General features: G+C 72.9%; 17 protein-coding genes. 4 read left to right on the top strand and 13 right to left on the bottom strand.

All coding sequences use genetic code 11. From position 1 onward, the window contains the following. Positions 1-1128, bottom strand: a complete 1128-nt coding sequence (recA, locus tag ACGF3H_RS13805) for a recombinase RecA (RefSeq protein ID WP_362490576.1) — start codon at positions 1126-1128, stop codon at positions 1-3. Between the two features lie 283 nt (positions 1129-1411). Between recA and ACGF3H_RS13800 the strand changes: the two genes are divergently transcribed. Further along, positions 1412-1612, top strand: coding sequence for a DUF2191 domain-containing protein (locus ACGF3H_RS13800; protein WP_362490574.1), 201 nt, complete (start codon positions 1412-1414; stop codon positions 1610-1612). A gap of 67 nt (positions 1613-1679) precedes the next feature. On the opposite strand, the gene ACGF3H_RS13795 is transcribed toward ACGF3H_RS13800, so the two are convergent. Together ACGF3H_RS13795 and ACGF3H_RS13790 are read right to left on the bottom strand one after the other, a co-directional pair. Then, a complete protein-coding gene (locus tag ACGF3H_RS13795) occupies positions 1680-2981 on the bottom strand; it encodes an AI-2E family transporter (protein WP_362490571.1) in 1302 nt (433 codons plus the stop codon). Between the two features lie 59 nt (positions 2982-3040). Beyond that, positions 3041-3235 carry a DUF3046 domain-containing protein gene (locus tag ACGF3H_RS13790; protein WP_362490569.1) on the bottom strand — a complete coding sequence of 65 codons (195 nt, stop codon included), beginning with the start codon at positions 3233-3235 and terminating at the stop codon, positions 3041-3043. An 81-nt stretch (positions 3236-3316) separates the two neighbouring features. Here ACGF3H_RS13790 and ACGF3H_RS13785 point away from each other — a divergent pair, with 81 nt between their 5' ends. Then, a complete protein-coding gene (locus ACGF3H_RS13785; RefSeq protein WP_362490566.1) occupies positions 3317-4261 on the top strand; it encodes a hypothetical protein in 945 nt (314 codons plus the stop codon). Between the two features lie 15 nt (positions 4262-4276). On the opposite strand, the gene ACGF3H_RS13780 is transcribed toward ACGF3H_RS13785, so the two are convergent. Genes ACGF3H_RS13780 through ACGF3H_RS13770 form a run of 3 tightly spaced genes read right to left on the bottom strand, consistent with a single transcriptional unit; the run spans position 4277 to position 6245 of the window. Next, on the bottom strand, positions 4277-4585 hold the full coding sequence (locus ACGF3H_RS13780; protein ID WP_362490564.1) for an AzlD domain-containing protein: 309 nt from the start codon (positions 4583-4585) through the stop codon (positions 4277-4279). Then, the gene (locus ACGF3H_RS13775; RefSeq protein ID WP_362490562.1) at positions 4582-5382 is read right to left on the bottom strand and encodes an AzlC family ABC transporter permease; all 801 of its coding nucleotides are present in this window, start codon (positions 5380-5382) and stop codon (positions 4582-4584) included. Before ACGF3H_RS13775 ends, ACGF3H_RS13780 begins: the two co-directional genes overlap by 4 nt. Continuing rightward, positions 5379-6245 (bottom strand): AraC family transcriptional regulator, encoded by an 867-nt coding sequence (locus ACGF3H_RS13770; protein WP_362490559.1) that lies wholly within the window; start codon positions 6243-6245, stop codon positions 5379-5381. Before ACGF3H_RS13770 ends, ACGF3H_RS13775 begins: the two co-directional genes overlap by 4 nt. 132 nt (positions 6246-6377) lie before the next feature. On the opposite strand from ACGF3H_RS13770, the gene ACGF3H_RS13765 reads away from it, so the two are divergent. Then, on the top strand, positions 6378-11351 hold the full coding sequence (locus tag ACGF3H_RS13765; protein ID WP_362490557.1) for an ATP-dependent helicase: 4974 nt from the start codon (positions 6378-6380) through the stop codon (positions 11349-11351). A 37-nt stretch (positions 11352-11388) separates the two neighbouring features. Further along, the gene (locus ACGF3H_RS13760; protein WP_362490554.1) at positions 11389-12228 is read left to right on the top strand and encodes a DNA-formamidopyrimidine glycosylase family protein; all 840 of its coding nucleotides are present in this window, start codon (positions 11389-11391) and stop codon (positions 12226-12228) included. Between the two features lie 25 nt (positions 12229-12253). On the opposite strand, the gene ACGF3H_RS13755 is transcribed toward ACGF3H_RS13760, so the two are convergent. The 7 genes from ACGF3H_RS13755 to rimO all read right to left on the bottom strand — a co-directional run bounded on the left by ACGF3H_RS13755 (position 12254) and on the right by rimO (position 16932). Continuing rightward, positions 12254-12739, bottom strand: coding sequence for an SRPBCC domain-containing protein (locus ACGF3H_RS13755; protein ID WP_362490552.1), 486 nt, complete (start codon positions 12737-12739; stop codon positions 12254-12256). Next, a complete protein-coding gene (locus tag ACGF3H_RS13750) occupies positions 12736-13008 on the bottom strand; it encodes a hypothetical protein (RefSeq protein WP_362490549.1) in 273 nt (90 codons plus the stop codon). The genes ACGF3H_RS13755 and ACGF3H_RS13750 overlap by 4 nt, the downstream gene beginning before the upstream one ends. Further along, positions 13005-13475: a DNA starvation/stationary phase protection protein gene (locus ACGF3H_RS13745; protein ID WP_362490547.1), complete on the bottom strand. Its 471-nt coding sequence runs from the start codon at positions 13473-13475 to the stop codon at positions 13005-13007. Before ACGF3H_RS13745 ends, ACGF3H_RS13750 begins: the two co-directional genes overlap by 4 nt. A gap of 185 nt (positions 13476-13660) precedes the next feature. Next, complete coding sequence (locus tag ACGF3H_RS13740) at positions 13661-14041, bottom strand: helix-turn-helix domain-containing protein (protein WP_161164858.1); 381 nt, start codon at positions 14039-14041, stop codon at positions 13661-13663. A gap of 109 nt (positions 14042-14150) precedes the next feature. Then, entirely contained in the window at positions 14151-14696 is a 546-nt protein-coding gene (locus tag ACGF3H_RS13735; RefSeq protein WP_362490544.1) for a CinA family protein, read from the bottom strand. Continuing rightward, entirely contained in the window at positions 14693-15466 is a 774-nt protein-coding gene (gene pgsA / locus ACGF3H_RS13730) for a CDP-diacylglycerol--glycerol-3-phosphate 3-phosphatidyltransferase (protein WP_362490542.1), read from the bottom strand. The genes ACGF3H_RS13735 and pgsA overlap by 4 nt, the downstream gene beginning before the upstream one ends. Continuing rightward, a complete protein-coding gene (rimO, locus tag ACGF3H_RS13725; RefSeq protein ID WP_362490539.1) occupies positions 15463-16932 on the bottom strand; it encodes a 30S ribosomal protein S12 methylthiotransferase RimO in 1470 nt (489 codons plus the stop codon). Before rimO ends, pgsA begins: the two co-directional genes overlap by 4 nt. Positions 16933-16954: the final 22 nt, after the last annotated feature.

The following is a 16954-nucleotide window of genomic DNA, read 5'->3' as shown; positions in this document are numbered from 1 at the left end:
TCAGCTCTTGGCTGCCGCGGCCTTGGACTTGGTCGCCTTGGCCGAGGCGGGTGCGGGCACCGCCGACGCGGCGTCGGCCGGGGCGGCGGAGACCGCGGCGTCCGTACCCGGCTCGGTGGCCGGCTCCTCGGGACGCACGCCGACGCCCAGCTTCTCCTTGATCTTCTTCTCGATCTCGTTCGCCAGGTCGGGGTTGTCCTTCAGGAAGTTGCGCGCGTTCTCCTTGCCCTGGCCGAGCTGGTCGCCCTCGTACGTGTACCAGGCACCGGCCTTGCGGACGAACCCGTGCTCCACGCCCATGTCGATCAGGCCGCCCTCGCGGCTGATGCCCTGGCCGTAGAGGATGTCGAACTCGGCCTGCTTGAAGGGCGGCGCGACCTTGTTCTTGACGACCTTGCAGCGGGTGCGGTTGCCGACCGCCTCCGTGCCGTCCTTCAGCGTCTCGATGCGGCGGATGTCGATGCGCACGGAGGCGTAGAACTTCAGCGCCCGGCCACCTGTCGTGGTCTCCGGGGAGCCGAACATCACACCGATCTTCTCGCGGAGCTGGTTGATGAAGATCGCGGTGGTCTTGGACTGGTTGAGCGCGCTGGTGATCTTCCGCAGGGCCTGGCTCATCAGCCGGGCCTGGAGACCCACGTGACTGTCGCCCATCTCACCCTCGATCTCCGCGCGCGGGACGAGCGCGGCGACGGAGTCGATGACGATGAGGTCGAGGGCGCCGGAGCGGACCAGCATGTCCACGATCTCCAAGGCCTGCTCGCCGTTGTCCGGCTGGGAGAGGATCAGGTTGTCGATGTCGACGCCGAGCTTCTTCGCGTACTCGGGGTCGAGGGCGTGCTCCGCGTCCACGAACGCGACCTGACCGCCGGCCTTCTGCGCGTTCGCCACGGCGTGCAGGGTCAGGGTCGTCTTGCCCGAGGACTCGGGGCCGTAGACCTCCACGACCCGGCCGCGGGGGAGGCCGCCGACGCCGAGGGCCACGTCGAGCGCGGTCGATCCGGTCGGGATGACCTCGATGGGCTCGTTCGGCCGCTCGCCCATGCGCATGACCGCGCCCTTGCCGAATTGCCGTTCAATCTGCGCGAGCGCGGCGTCCAGGGCCTTCTCGCGGTCGGTTCCTGCCATGGGTTCCACCCGGTTTGCTTGATTCGATCGCTTCACGTCAAAGACGCTAATGCCTGCCACTGACAATGCGCCTCGATGCGGGTCCGGCCTGTGGATAACTCGGGGACCTCTCCGTCCAAACCCAGTCGAATCACCCGTCACGAGCCTCGCCGGAGCCTCCATAAGAATGGATGTTCGATTTTCGTGTCAAGCGCACCGCTCGGCACCTCCGAGCGTACGTCTCGGGTGCCCGCGGACAGGCCTACGGCTACATTGCGTGCACGCGATGCGAGGAGGGGTCCCCATGGCCGAGGTCAGCATCAGTCTCGACGCCGAGCTGGTGGTGGAGGTGATGGTCCTGGCCGGCATCGGCTCGCCCCAGGACGCCGTCGAGGCCGTGGTCCGGGACTACATCGCCCGCGGCCACCGCACGGAGACCCGCACCGAGGCCAAGGACCGCGACCTGCGTGCGGCCGACGCAGAGCCCCAGGAACCACAGGGATGATTCCCCTCAGGGCCGTCGCCGCCGGAGTGCGGGCCGCTCTGGCGTACTGGCCCGGCCGTCCCGCACTTCAGGCGGTGCCGCCGTCCCCGGAGCCACCACGCCCGGGCCCGTCCTCCCCGGGGCTCCGGCCGGGGCGCGCCGGGTCCGATCGCCGGGCCCACAGCTTCCGTATGCGCGTGAACGCCCCGGCCCCCGCCCCGCGGCGGTCGCGGTGCCCGTGGACGCGGGGGTCGTCCGTGACGTCGTACCGCTTGACGTACGCCCCGAGGAACGCCTGTAGCGTGGCGACCGCCGGGATGGCGATCAGCGCGCCGACGGCGCCCAGCAGGGCGGTGCCCGCGATGACCGAGCCGAAGGCGACGGCGGGGTGGATGTCCACGGTCTTCGACGTCAGCTTGGGCTGCAACACGTAGTTCTCGAACTGCTGGTAGATCACCACGAAGCCCAGCACCCACAGCGCGTACCAGGGGTTGACCGTGAAGGCGATCAGCATGGGCAGGGCGCCCGCGAGATAGGTGCCGATGGTGGGGATGAACTGCGACACCAGGCCCACCCACACGGCGAGCGCGGGCGCGTAGGGCACCTCCAGGATCTCCAGCAGGACGTAGTGCGCGATCCCGGAGATCAACGCCATCAGGCCGCGCGAGTAGAGGTAACCGCCGGTCTTGTCCACGGCGATCTCCCACGCGCGCAGGACCTCGGCCTGCCGGGCGGGCGGCAGGACGGAACAGAGCCCGCGCCGCAGCCGGGGGCCGTCGGCGGCGAAGTAGAACGAGAAGAGCAGGATCGTCAGCAGTTGGAAGAGGCCCCCGAGGACCTGGGCGGACACGTCCAGGACGCCGGAGGCGCTGTTCTGCACGTAGTTGCGCAGCCAGTCGGAGCGGAGCAGTCCCTCCTGGACGTCCACCCTTCTGAGCTCGGTGTGGAAGTGGCCGTTGATCCAGGCGATCACGGAGTCGAGGTAGTCGGGGAAGTCCTCGACCATCTTGACGATCTGGCCCGCGAGCATGGAGCCGAGCAGCGTCACGAATCCCGCGGCGGCGATCAGCACGGCGAGGAAGACGATGAACGTGGCGAACCCCCGGCGCATGCCGCGCGCCGACATCCAGCTCACCGCGGGCTCGATGGCGAGCGCCAGGAAGAACGCGATCAGGATGTTGATCAGCAGACCGGTGAGCTGGTGGAAGGCCCAGCTGCCCAGCTGGAAGACGGCGATCAGCGAAAGGGCCAGCACCATGGCCCGCGGCAGCCAGCGCGGCATACGGGCGCCCGGTCCCGCGCTGCCGCCGGCGGGGGGCGGGGCGGGCGGCGTCGTGCCGGACGGAGGGGTCTGCCGGGCCGCTTGCCCGGTCTCGTCAGTGGATGCCACGGACCAAGTCTCACCCACGCCGCCGACAGCGGACGCACGGTCGCGATCTTCGTGACCCGTCAGCGCCGCTCCTGTGGCACGTTCATGACGTTGCAGACCACCCGCCAGACGTCCTTGGCGTCCCAGCCGGAGTCCAGCGCCTCGTGCACCGTACGACCGCCGAGCTCCGTCATCACGTGATCGCGCGCGAAGGTGTCGGCGTAGCCCGGACCGAAGTGCTCCGTCATCCGCTCCCAGAAGACCGTCAACCGCATGCATCCAGTATCCCGCCCCTGAGAGTGGGCCCTGCGCCGGGACCGCGTACCGGTACCGCTTTCCGCCCTACGGTCTGTCGCATGGCCGAGAACGGAGCTTCCCCACTCCCCCCGAGACCCCCTGCGCGCTCCCCGCTCGCGCGCGCCGAGCACTTCGTCTGGCTCACCGCGCGCGTGCTGGAGCAGCGCCTGTTCGCGTACCACTTCCGCGACGGCGACGCCGCACCGGTGGAGGCGGCGCTGGAGGCCTACCGCAACGAGGACGGCGGGTACGGCCACGCCCTGGAGCCCGATCTGCGCGGCCCCGTCAGCCAGCCGCTGCACACCGCGCACGCCCTGCGGGTCCTGGACGCCGTCGGGCGCTGCGGCGGGCAGCGTGCGGAACGGGTGTGCCGCTATCTGACCTCCGTCTCCACCGCCGACGGAGCCCTGCCCGCGATCCATCCCAGCCAGCGCGGCTACCCGGCCGCCCCCTTCGTACCGGTGGTGGACGACCCTCCCGGGGAGCTGCTCGCCACCGGTCCCGTGGTCGGTCTGCTGCACCGCAACGAGGTCTGGCACGCCTGGCTGTTCCGGGCCACGGACTTCTGCTGGCGTGCGGTCGAGTCGGTGCGGACCTCCCACCCGTACGAGGTGGAGGCCGCCGTGGCCTTCCTGGACGCCGCCCCCGACCGCCCGCGCGCGCAGGCGGCGGCCGACCGGCTGGGCCGCCTGGTGCGTGACCAGCGCCTCGCGGTGCTCGATCCGGACGCCCGCGGCACCTACCCGGTCTCCCCCGGCTACGGCCCGGGTGAGCACCACTTCCCCCACGACTACGCGAGGACGCCGCACTCCCTCGCGCGCGCGTGGTTCACGGACGACGAGATGGCCCGTTCCCTCGACTTCCTCCTCGCGGAACAGGAGGAGGACGGCGGCTGGCCCGTGCGGTGGCGCCGCTGGGCGCCCGCCCCCGTGCTGGAGGCACGCCCCCGGGTGACGCTCGACGCCCTGCGCACGCTGCGGGCCCACGGCCGTCTCATCGGCTGACCGGCCCGCCCGCCCTCACCCGCCCATGGCCCGCACACCCGCGGTGACCACCACGGCCGCCGCGACGACCAGCAGGAACGGAGCCCGCAGCACCAGGGCCACGGCGGCCGCGGCCACTCCCGCGGCCCGTGCGTCGAGCACAAGGGCCTGCCCGTCCTGGAAGGTCTGCTGGGCGGTGAGCGCGGCGAGGAGAGCGACGGGCAGCAGGGCGGCGAGACGCCTGACCAGCGGTCGTTCCAGGGCGCCCGCGGGTACGAGCAGTCCGACGAGTTTCACGACGTAACAGCCGAGTGCGGTCACGCCGATCGCGATCCAGATGCTCACCGCTCTCCCTCCCGCCCGGAGCCCTGCACGGGGCCCCGTGCGATGTCCTGTGGGTCCTCCCGTGTGTCGTCCACCCCGTCGCTCCGGAATGTCCTGCGGCGTCCCTCCGCCCACAGGACGGCCGGCGCCGCCAGCGCCGCCACCAGGACGGGCACACCGGCGGGCAGGACGGGCAGCAGACCGAGCCCCAGCAGCACGGCCAGAGCGGCGACCGCACGCTCGGTGGTGCTCTTCAGCATCGGCGCGAGGAGCGCCAGGAACACCGCGGGCCCGGCCGCGTCGAGGCCCCAGGCGTCGGTGTCCCCGATGGCCTCCGCGCCCAGCGCGCCGAGCAGGGTGGTGACGTTCCACAGCACGTAGAGGGTGAGACCGGTGACACTGAACCCGATCCGGACGCTGCGCCGCGTGGGCTGCGCCAGCGCCACGGCCGCCGTCTCGTCGATCACCCACTGGGCGGCGAGGGGCCGCACCGCGCGCGGGAGGGCCAGCAGCTGTGACAGCCGCAGCCCGTAGAAGGCGTTGCGCACGCCCAGGAAGAAGGCCCCCGCCGCGGCCGTGAGCGGATTGCCGCCGGCCGCGAGCGCTCCGACGAGCGCGAACTGGGATGCCCCGGTGAAGACCAGGAGGCTGAGCGCGCACGTCTGCAGCAACGTGAGCCCACTGCCCGCCGAGGTCACCCCGAAGGCGAACCCGGACAGCCCGACGGCGACTCCTACTCCGAGGGCGTCCCGTACGACGGCGGCGTCGGGCTTGTCCTCGACGACGCGCGTGCCGGGTACGACTGTCTGTTCTGTCACGCCTCGGACGGTAGGAGCAGTCGCCGCCGCGTGTCTTGTACGTTCTTGCGCTCGCGCCGGTACGCGCCGGGCGGTACGCCCACGATCCGCGCGAAGTGCCGGTTCAGGTGCGGCTGGTCGGTGAAACCCACGGCGACGGCGGCCTCGGCCGGGGCCGTCCCGGCGTCCAGCATCCGCCGGGCCCGGCGCACCCGGGCGTCCGTCAGCCAGGTGTGCGGGGGCATCCCGTACGCGTCCCGGAAGGCGCGCAGCAGCGCGAAGGGACTGCTCCCGAGCTCCGCGGCGAGCGCCTCCAGGCTGGGCGGATCGGCCATCCGCTCCTCCAGCACGGCACGCGCGCGTGCCGCCACCCGGGCCCCGGCGGTCCGCACCTCCCGCCGTGGCAGCGGGCCGCCGTTCAGCCGCAGCAGCCGGGTCACGGCCACCCTCAGCAGGGTGTCGGCGGCGAGCGCGTTGCCCTCGTCGGCCGCCCGCAGCACCCGGTGGACCAGCTCGGCGCTGTACGGGTCGTCGAGCACCGGCCGGACGAAGCCCGGTGTACCGCGCAGGGTGGTCGTCTCCGCCGCGATCGCGGCCACCAGCTCGGGCGCCGGATAGACCGCCCCGTAGCGCCAGCCCTCCGGAATGCCGGCCCGCCCCGTGTGCGGGGTGTCGGGATTGATCAGCGCGAGCGATCCGGCACCGGCGTACCGGTCGCTCCCGCCGTGGTGGAAGACCTCCACGCCGTCGGCGATGGCGGCGATGACGAAGTGCTCGTGCGTATGCCGGACGAAGGTCTTCCGTATGTACCGGGCGCGCAGCAGATCGACACCGGGCAGCTCCGCGTACTGCCAGTGCCGCGCCCGCTCACCCGTCTTCGCCATGGGTCCATTCTCCGCCGGCCGGGCGGACCGGCGTCCGCCGGCGTGCCCCGGGCGGGCCGCGCGCAGCCGTCCCGTCCGGCGGCATCCGCCCAGCTCAAGGCAATTGTCAGTGTCCGGGTGCAGGATGGATCCATGGTCAGCTCCGCACACCGAGCCCTGGACGGCTTCTCCCCCGCGACCCGCGGCTGGTTCACGGGGGCCTTCTCCGCGCCCACCGCCGCCCAGGCGGGCGCGTGGCAGGCCATCTCGGAGGGCTCGGACGTGCTGGTGGTCGCGCCCACCGGTTCCGGCAAGACGCTGGCCGCCTTTCTCGCCGCCCTGGACCAGCTGGCCTCCACGCCGCCGCCGGCCGATCCGAAGAAGCGGTGCCGGGTGCTGTACGTCTCTCCGCTCAAGGCCCTGGCGGTGGACGTCGAGCGCAACCTGCGCAGCCCGCTGACCGGCATCCGCCAGGAGTCCGTCCGGCTCGGTCTTCCCGAGCCGGAGGTGAAGGTGGGCATCCGCTCGGGAGACACCCCGGCCGCCGAGCGCCGGGCCCTGGCCACCCGCCCTCCGGACATCCTGATCACGACCCCGGAGTCCCTGTTCCTGATGCTGACGTCGGCCACGCGTGACGCGCTGACCGGCGTGGAGACGGTGATCCTGGACGAGGTGCACGCGGTGGCGGGCACCAAGCGCGGCGCCCATCTCGCGCTCACCCTGGAGCGGCTGGACGAGCTGCTGCCGAAGCCGGCCCGCCGGATCGGCCTGTCGGCGACGGTCCGCCCGGTGGACGAGGTCGCCCGTTTCCTCGCCCCCCGCGGCAAGGTGGAGATCGTCCAGCCGGACTCGGGCAAGGAGTTCGACCTCTCCGTCGTCGTCCCGGTCGAGGACCTGGGAGAGCTCGGCGGCTCCCCCGTCGCCGAGGGGAACGAGGGCGCCGAGCGCCCGTCGATCTGGCCGCACGTCGAGGAGCGGATCACCGACCTCGTCCAGTCGCACCGCTCCACCATCGTCTTCGCCAACTCCCGCCGCCTGGCCGAACGCCTGTGCAACAGGCTCAACGAGATCGCGTACGAACGCGCCACCGGCGAGCCCCTGGACGAGCACCACTCCCCCGCCGAGCTCATGGGCGGCTCGGGAGCGGCCCAGGGTGCCCCGCCCGTGATCGCCCGCGCCCACCACGGCTCGGTCTCCAAGGAGCAGCGGGCCCTCGTGGAGGAGGACCTCAAGGCGGGCCGCCTGCCCGCCGTGGTCGCCACCTCCAGCCTGGAGCTGGGCATCGACATGGGCGCCGTCGACCTCGTCGTCCAGGTCGAGTCACCGCCCTCCGTCGCCTCCGGCCTCCAGCGCGTCGGCCGCGCGGGCCATCAGGTCGGCGCGGTCTCCACGGGCGTGGTCTTCCCCAAGTACCGCGGTGACCTGGTGCAGGCCGCCGTGGTCACCGAGCGGATGCGCAGCGGCGCCATCGAGGCCCTGAGGGTCCCCGCCAATCCGCTGGACGTCCTGGCCCAGCAGCTGGTCGCGATGACCGCGCTGGACACCTGGCAGGTCGACGACCTGCTCACCACCGTGCGCCGCGCCGCCCCCTTCGCCTCCCTTCCGGAGTCGGCCTTCACGGCCGTCCTCGACATGCTCGCGGGCCGCTATCCCTCCGACGCCTTCGCCGAGCTGCGCCCCCGCGTGGTGTGGGACCGGGTCACCGGGACCGTCACCGGCCGCCCGGGCGCGCAGCGCCTCGCCGTCACCTCCGGGGGGACGATCCCCGACCGCGGACTCTTCGGGGTCTTCCTCGCCGGTGCCGACCCCAAGAAGGGCGGCGGCCGGGTCGGCGAGCTCGACGAGGAGATGGTCTACGAGTCCCGCGTCGGGGACGTCTTCACGCTCGGCACGAGCTCCTGGCGCATCGAGGACATCACGCGCGACCGGGTGCTGGTCTCCCCCGCTCCGGGTGTGCCGGGACGGCTGCCGTTCTGGAAGGGCGACCAGCTGGGCCGCCCCCTCGAACTGGGCCGCGCGCTGGGCGCGTTCCTGCGCGAGGTCGGCTCCCTCGGCAAGGAGGACGCCCGGCTGCGCCTGGTCACCGCGGGCCTGGACGCCTGGGCGGCGGACAACGTGCTGGCCTATCTCGACGAGCAGCGCGAGGCCTGCGGCCACGTGCCCGACGACCGGACCATCGTCGTGGAGCGCTTCCGGGACGAGCTGGGCGACTGGCGCGTCGTGGTCCACTCGCCCTTCGGCGCCCAGGTCCACGCCCCCTGGGCGCTCGCGCTCGGCGCCCGGCTGTCCGAGCGGTACGGCATGGACGCCCAGGTCATGCACGCCGACGACGGCATCGTGCTGCGCCTGCCCGACGCCGATCTGATGAGCCTGGACCTGCTCGACCAGGAACCGTCGAAGCCCGGCCTGGAGTACGACGCCGAGCAGGCGCCCGTGGGCGCGTCCGACGTCGTCTTCGACAAGGGCGACGTCGACCGGGTCGTCACCGACCAGGTGGGCGGGTCGGCCCTGTTCGCGTCCCGCTTCCGGGAGTGCGCCGCCCGCGCGCTCCTGCTGCCGCGCCGCAACCCGGGCAAGCGCACCCCGCTGTGGCAGCAGCGTCAGCGTGCCGCGCAGCTGCTCGAGGTGGCGAGCGAGTACGGCTCGTTCCCGATCGTCCTGGAAGCGGTCCGCGAGTGCCTCCAGGACGTCTTCGACGTGCCCGGCCTGGTCGAGCTGATGGGCGACGTGGAGTCCCGCAAGGTGCGCCTGGTCGAGGTCACCACCCCGGAGCCGTCCCCGTTCGCCCGCTCCCTGCTGTTCGGGTACGTCGCCCAGTTCCTGTACGAGGGCGACTCGCCGCTCGCCGAGCGCCGGGCCGCGGCGCTGTCGCTGGACTCGCGGCTGCTGGCCGAGCTGCTCGGCCAGGCGGAGCTGCGCGAGCTGCTCGACGCGGACGTGCTGGGCGAGCTGGAGCGCGAGCTGCAGTGGCTCACCGAGGACCGGCGCGTCAAGGATCCGGAAGGCGTCGCGGACCTGCTGCGGATGCTCGGCCCGCTCACGGACGCCGAGCTGGCCGAGCGGGGCGCCGAGCCTCAGTGGGCCCAGGAGCTGGCGGCGGCCCGGCGCGCGATCAAGGTGCGCATCGCCGGTGCCGACCACTGGGCGGCGATCGAGGACGCGGGCCGGCTGCGCGACGCGTTGGGCACGGCCCTGCCCGTGGGCGTGCCCGAGGCCTTCACGGAGCCGGTCAAGGACCCGCTCGGCGACCTCCTGGCCCGCCACGCCCGCACCCACGGCCCGTTCACGTCGGTGACCGCCGCCGCCCGCTTCGGTCTGGGCGTCGCCGTGACCGAGGGCGCACTGCAGCGGCTCGCGGCGGCCGGCCGGGTCGTCCAGGGCGAGTTCCATCCGGCGGGGATCGGTCAGGAATGGTGCGACGCGACGGTGCTGCGCCGGTTGCGCCGCCGTTCCCTCGCCGCGCTGCGGCACGAGCTGGAGCCGGTCCCGCCGGCCGCGCTCGGCCAGTTCCTGCCCCAGTGGCAGCACATCGGCAAGGGGCACACGCTGCGCGGCGTCGACGGGCTGGTGCGGGCCGTCGAGCAGATGCAGGGCGCGGCCGTGCCCGCGTCCGCCCTGGAGAAGCTCGTCCTGCCGTCCCGGGTGGCGAACTACACGCCCGCGATGCTGGACGAGCTCACGGCCGCCGGCGAGGTGGTGTGGGCGGGTGCGGGCTCCCTCCCCGGCAAGGACGGCTGGGTCTCGCTCTACCTCGCGGACGCCGCCCCGGTGCTGCTGCCGCCCGCGCACCCCCTGGAGACGACCGCTCTCCACCAGTCCGTCCTGGACAGCCTCTCCGGCGGGTACGGTCTGTTCTTCCGGCAGATCGCCGACCAGGTCCGCGCCACCACGCACCCGGACGTCACGGACCCGCAGCTGGCCGACGCCCTGTGGGACCTGGCCTGGTCCGGACGGCTGACGAACGACACGCTCGCACCCCTGCGCGCCCTGCTGGGCTCGGGCCGTACGGCGGGTGCCACCGCCCACCGCGCCAAGCGCGCGGTGCCGCGGGGACGCTACGGCTCGCTGACGGCCGCCGCCCGCGCCACGTCCCGCACCGGTCCGCCGACGGTCGCGGGCCGGTGGTCGCTGCTCCCGGCCCGCGAGGCCGACACCACGGTGCGCGCCCACGCCCTGGCCCGTACGCTCCTGGACCGCCACGGCGTGGTGACCCGGGGTGCCGTCGCCGCCGAGGGCGTCGAGGGCGGCTTCTCCGCGGTGTACCGCATCCTGGCCGCGTTCGAGGAGAGCGGACAGGCCCGGCGCGGCTATGTCGTGGAGGGGCTCGGTGCCGCTCAGTTCGCCATGGAGGGCGCCGTGGACCGGTTGCGCGCGGTGGCCAACGCCCGTGAGCGCGGCGACGGTCCCCCCGGCCGGGCGGGACAGGGCAACGGCGGCCCCGGGGGGCGCACCTCGCCCGACGGCTCCGCGCCGGACGCCTGGGCCTCCGGCGACGCCCCCTTCGACGACTTCGCCGCGGGCGGCTACGGAGACGCCGGCACCCCGGACGGCTCGGCCGACGTGTTCGCACCGGCCCAGCCGCTTCCCCGGTCCCGGGGTGACTACGTCTCCCCGCGCGACTACGCCGAACCGGGTGCCGGCGGCCCGCGCGGCGGTGGCGCGCAGGGCGGCTTCGGCCTCCCGCACGGCTCGTACGACGCCGGTCCCCCCGGCCGTCGCAGCCGGGGGGACACCGCCTCCCGGGCCGTCGTCCTGGCCGCCGCCGATCCGGCGAACGCCTACGGTGCTGCCCTGGGCTGGCCCGAGCCCCCGGCCGGGGCCACGCACAAACCGGGCCGCAAGGCGGGCTCCCTGGTGGTGCTGGTGGAGGGGGAGCCCGCGCTCTACATGGAGCGCGGTGGCAAGACCCTGCTGCTCTGGCCCTCCGACCCGGACGGTCCGCCGGCCGGGGACCCGGCCCTGCGCGCCGCCACGGAGGCCCTGGCCGCCGCCGCCCGCGCGGGTTCCCTCGGCACGGTCACGGTGGAACGCGTCAACGGCGCCGCGGCCCTGACGTCTCCGTTCGGCGTCCTGCTGGAGGAGGCGGGCTTCATCGCCACCCCGCGCGGCCTGCGCATCCGGGCGTGAGCCTGCCACCCTTGACCCATGTCCGAGGAAGACACCCATGCCTGAGGGAGACACCGTCTGGCAGGCCGCGCGGCGGCTGCACGGAGCGCTGGCGGGCAGGACGCTGACCCGCAGCGACTTCCGCGTGCCCCGGTACGCGACGGTCGACCTGACCGGCCGCACCGTCCTGGACGTCACCCCGCGCGGCAAGCACCTGCTGACCCGCGTCGAGGGCGGGCTCACGGTGCACTCGCACCTCAGGATGGACGGTGCCTGGAAGGTGTTCGCGGCCGGTCAGCGCTGGAGCGGCGGCCCGGCGCACCAGATCCGCATCATCCTCGGCACCGCCGACCGTACGGCCGTCGGCTACCGCCTCCCGGTGCTGGAGCTGCTGCGGACCGCCGACGAAGAGCGCGCGGTCGGCCATCTCGGTCCCGACCTGCTGGGACCGGACTGGGACCCGGAGAAGGCCCTGTCCAACCTCCAGGGGGACCCGGCCCGCCCTCTCGGTGAGGCCCTGCTCGACCAGCGCAATCTCGCCGGGATCGGCAACGTGTACAAGTGCGAGCTCTGTTTCCTGCTCGGCGTCACCCCGTGGCTGCCGGTGGGCGAGCTGCCCGCCGACCGGGCCGCGAAACTGCCCGCCCTCGCCCACAGGCTCCTGGAAGCCAACCGCGAGCGTCCGGTACGCCGCACGACGGGCCTGCGCGGCCATGACCTGTTCGTCTACGGCCGCGCGCCCCGCCCGTGTCTGCGCTGCGGCACGTCCGTGCGTCTGGCCGACCAGGGCGACGGCTCCCGTGAGCGCCCGACGTACTGGTGCCCCGTCTGCCAGGCGGGCCCCGCCCCGCGACCGGGCGGCTCCGGTGCCGCGGGCCGGCGGAGGAGGAGAGCGTGACCCCGTCCGCCGCCCGGCCCGTGGCTCAGCCGGCCAGCAGCGCGTCCATCTGACCGACGGCCTCCCGCAGGCCGTCGACCATGCCCATGTCGGTCAGCTGCTCCATGTGGGCCGCGGTGTCGAAGACCGAGCGCATCTCCATCCGGGTGCCGTCTCCGTGCTCGCTGAGCCGTACCCGTACCGCCATGGTCGGCATGGTGGTGCTCGGCGCACCGTCCTGGTCGGCGAATCCGTCGGTGAACTCCAGCGACGTCGGGGCGTCGACCGAGGTGATCCGCCACCAGCCGCGGTACCTGTCGCCGTCCGGGCCCGTCATGAAGTAGGTGACGTCACCGCCCGGGATCAGGTCGTGCTCCTCCACGGTCGCCGGATAGGTCGGCGGACCCCACCAGCGCTCGAGCTGCCGCGGGTCGGCCCACAGCTGCCACACCCGGTCGACGGGCGCGGTGAAGTCGGCCACGAGCGTGAGGGCAAGGTGGTCGACGTCCTTGTCCAGGCTGGTATGGGTCATCGGTCCCGTCCTTCCGTCGGATGATGCCCCGGCGCCGGGCCCGCACCACCGCCTCGCAGGGCCGTCCGCCACCGTCCCGCGCCGACGGCACTCACCGCCCGGTTCCTGGGCACGCAGTGCACCGGCAACACGCTCAGACCCCATCCGCCGGCCGCGACCGCCCCCTCGACCGGACCGGCCCCGGGCACCAGCAGCAGACGCAGCACGGCCCAGCACCACAGCGCGCCGAGCCCCAGCGCGGCCGCCCGGCGCACGGTCGCAGAGGTCATCCGTTCTCGGCTTGGAACATCCAATGCTGCTTCTCGAGGTCGGCCGTGATCTGGATGAAGATGTCCTGGCTCACGGGGTCCGGGTCCCCGGTGGCGGTGATCCGTTCCCGCATCCGTGTGATCACCGCGCCCAGCGCCTCGACGATCGTCCCCACCGCGGTGGTGTCGTCCACCCAGCCCTCCGGCGTCACGCCGATGCCGCTGCCCACGGCCACCGTCGCGGCCCGTCCGTCCGGGGACACGCCGAGCGCCGAGGCACGCTCTGCCACGGTGTCGGAGTGCGTGCGTGCGGTGGCGACGACCTCGTCCAGCTGCAGGTGCACGGAGCGGAAACGCGGCCCGACGACGTTCCAGTGGATCTGCTTCGCGACCAGGGCCAGGTCCACCAGGTCGACGAGAGCACCCTGGAGCGCCTCGGAGACGATCTTGAGATTCGCGTCGGACAAGGGGCTCTTGACGACGTACATCCGCACCTCCGTCGGTTGTCCCCCGGCATGTCCTTCCACGATGACCGCCGCGTCAGGGACCGGCAAACCGGCGGAAATCACCCCTGGCCGGGCTCCTGCGCCCGGACACGCAAAAACCCCGACCGCACCCCTCCGGTCTCCCGGAGAGGCCCTGGCCGGGGCCTCGGGCGTCGACGCGCAGACGCTCAGGCGGCGACGACGTCCACCGCTTCCGCGGGTGCCTTGATGGTGACCCGTTCCGGTGGCACACCGGCCACCGACACGGAGCCCAGCATCGGACGAACCGGCGCGGGCACGGACTCGCTCGACGTGGCCGCGGCGGACTGGGCCAGCTCCGCGAGGGCGAGTTCGTCGCTCACTTCTCGCATGAGTTCGGACATCCGTACGTCCAGCGCGTCGCAGATGGCGGACAGCAGCTCGGAGGACGCCTCCTTCTGCCCCCGCTCCACCTCGGAGAGATAGCCGAGTGAGACTCGGGCGGACGAGGAGACTTCGCGCAGAGTACGGCCCTGGCGCTGGCGCTGCCGACGCAGCACGTCACCCAGCAGGCGACGGAGCAGAATCATCGGTGGCTCCCTCCTCGGACCGCGTAGCCGCATCCTTCACGCCCCACCGTACCGCCTCGCGCCGCGGCCGTGCGGGGAGCGATGTCGTGTTCACTCAGGGCTGCAAACATCAAAACCCCCCGTTCCGTTCCGTATCCTGTGCCCGCTCATTCCCGGTCTGTTCGCCCGCGAGCTCCTTCAGGAGGAGCGCGAGCACGCTCCGTACACTCTCCATACGAATTTCCGCGCGGCCGCCGTTCAACCGCAGCGCCTCCACTTTTCCGCCAGGGGCGGAACCGTCCCGTGGTGCGGCAGGCCCGTGCACGCCCACGTAGACCGTCCCGACGGGTTGTCCGTCCTGTGGATCGGGGCCTGCGACACCGGTGGTCGCGATGCCCCAGTCGGCTCCCAGCGCCTCGCGCACGCCGGCCGCCATCTCCGCGGCGACCTGCGGATCCACCGCGCCTCGAGCCGCCAGCAAGCCGGCGTCGACGTGCAGCAGATCCCGCTTCAGTTCCGTGGCGTACGCGGTCACCGAACCCCGGAAGACCTTCGACGCTCCCGGGACCGCGGTGATCCCTGCCGCCACCAGACCACCGGTCAGCGACTCGGCGACGGCCAGGGTCTCGCCCCTCACCGTGAGTAGTCGGACCACGTCGGCGGCGCTGGAACTCACCCTTCGGTCTCCTTCAACGCCGCCCTGCGCTCGGCGATTCCCTGCCGGCGCAGGACAATGGCCTGCTTCACATAGTCCAGTCCGGTCACCACGGTCAGCAGGACCGCCACCGCCATCACCCAGAACCTCAGGGTGGCCAGCGGCCCCGTCAGTGCCAGGACGTACATGCCGACGGCGACGCCCTGGGTGAGGGTCTTCAGCTTGCCGCCGCGGCTCGCCGGGATGACGCCGTACCGGATGACCAGGAAACGCAGCAGGGTGATCCCGAGTTCCCGGCCCAGGATGACGGCCGTCACCCACCAGGGCAGGTCGCCGAGCGCGGAGAGACAGATCAGCGCCGCCCCCATGATCGCCTTGTCGGCGATGGGGTCGGCGATCTTCCCGAAGTCCGTGACGAGGTTGTAGGTGCGCGCCAGATGCCCGTCGAAGATGTCGGTGAACATGGCGACGGCGAAGGCCGCCCAGGCGAAGGAGCGCCAGGCCGGGTCGTAGCCGCCGTTGCCGAGCATCAGCACCACGAAGACCGGCACGAGGACCAGCCGGAACATCGTCAGCAGATTGGCGACGTTCCAGACGCTCGCCTGGTTGACGGCGGCGGCCGCGATCTTGCCGCCGCGCCCGGCGGCACCGCCCTCGGTCGCACCCCGCTCCACGGCGCCCCCCGCGGTCTTGCGCTCGGCCGGTTCCTGAGCCGCGCCCGAGGCGCCGCGCGGGCCGGTCCTGCGCGCACTGGAGGAGCCGCCCGCCGCGGACGCCGGGACTCCGGTCATCTGGCCGCCTCCTCGCTCCACGCGGGCGAGCCCGGCAGCGGCTCGGCCACCAGGTCGACACCCTCCGTACCGACCACCTTCGCGTCGACCATACGACCGGCACCGAGACCTTCGCCGCCCGTGAGCAGCACCTGGCCGTCCGTCTCCGGCGCCTGGTGGGCCGCGCGCCCGTACACGCCGTCCTCGTCCACGGACTCCACGAGCACCCGCACGGTCGAGCCGATCCGCTCCTCGGCGCGCTGCGACACGAGCTCCTCGGCCAGCCTGGACACGCGGGCCAGCCGCTCGGCGACGACGTCCTGGTCGACCTTGTTCTCGTAGGTCGCCGCCTCGGTGCCCTCCTCGTCGGAGTAGCCGAAGACGCCGATGGCGTCCAGCCGCGCGTGGTTCAGGAACCGCTCGAGCTCGGCGAGGTCGGCCTCGGACTCGCCGGGGAAGCCGACGATGAAGTTGGAGCGCACGCCGGCCTCGGGGGCCTTGCTCCGGATGGTGTCCAGCAGTTCCAGGAAGCGGTCGGTGTCACCGAAGCGGCGCATCGCCCGGAGCACGTTCGGCGCGGAGTGCTGGAAGGACAGGTCGAAGTACGGCACGACCTTCGGCGTCGAGGTCAGCACGTCGATGAGGCCCGGGCGCATCTCGGCCGGCTGGAGGTAGCTGACGCGCACCCGCTCGAGGCCGTCGACCTCGGCGAGCTCGGGCAGCAGCGACTCCAGCAGGCGGATGTCGCCGAGGTCCTTGCCGTAGGAGGTGTTGTTCTCGGAGACCAGCATGATCTCCTTGACGCCCTGTTCGGCCAGCCACCGGGTCTCGTTCAGCACGTCGCTCGGGCGGCGCGAGATGAAGGAGCCACGGAAGGACGGGATGGCGCAGAAGGAGCAGCGCCGGTCGCAGCCGGAGGCCAGCTTCACGGAGGCGACCGGGGAGCCGTCCAGGCGGCGGCGCAGGGGCGCGCGGGGGCCGGAGGCGGGGGCGACGCCCTCCGGGAGGTCGGCGGGGCCGTGGCCGGGCAGGGCGACGGCGGCACCGGCCTCCTGCCGCTCTGCGGGGCTGATCGGCAGCAGCTTCCGCCGGTCGCGCGGGGTGTGGGCGGCGTGGATGCCGCCGCTGAGGATGGTCTGGAGCCGGTCGGAGATGTCGGCGTAGTCGTCGAAGCCGAGGACGCCGTCGGCCTCGGGCAGGGCTTCGGCGAGCTCCTTGCCGTACCGCTCGGCCATGCAGCCCACGGCCACCACGGCCTGGGTTCTGCCGTGGCCCTTGAGGTCGTTGGCCTCCAGGAGGGCGTCCACGGAGTCCTTCTTGGCGGCCTCGACGAAGCCGCACGTGTTCACGACGGCGACGTCCGCTTCCTCGGCGTCGTCGACGAGCTTCCAGCCGTCCGCCTCCAGACGGCCTGCGAGCTCCTCCGAGTCCACCTCGTTACGGGCGCAGCCAAGGGTGACGAGTGCGACGGTACGGCTTTCAGGCATGGGCTCAAGACTACTTCGTCCC

The sequence above is a fragment of the Streptomyces sp. NPDC048185 genome (genome assembly GCF_043202495.1).
GTDB lineage: Bacteria > Actinomycetota > Actinomycetes > Streptomycetales > Streptomycetaceae > Streptomyces.
The sequence above is the reverse complement of the archived record's forward strand: the minus strand, read 5'-3'. Positions and strand labels throughout refer to the sequence as shown.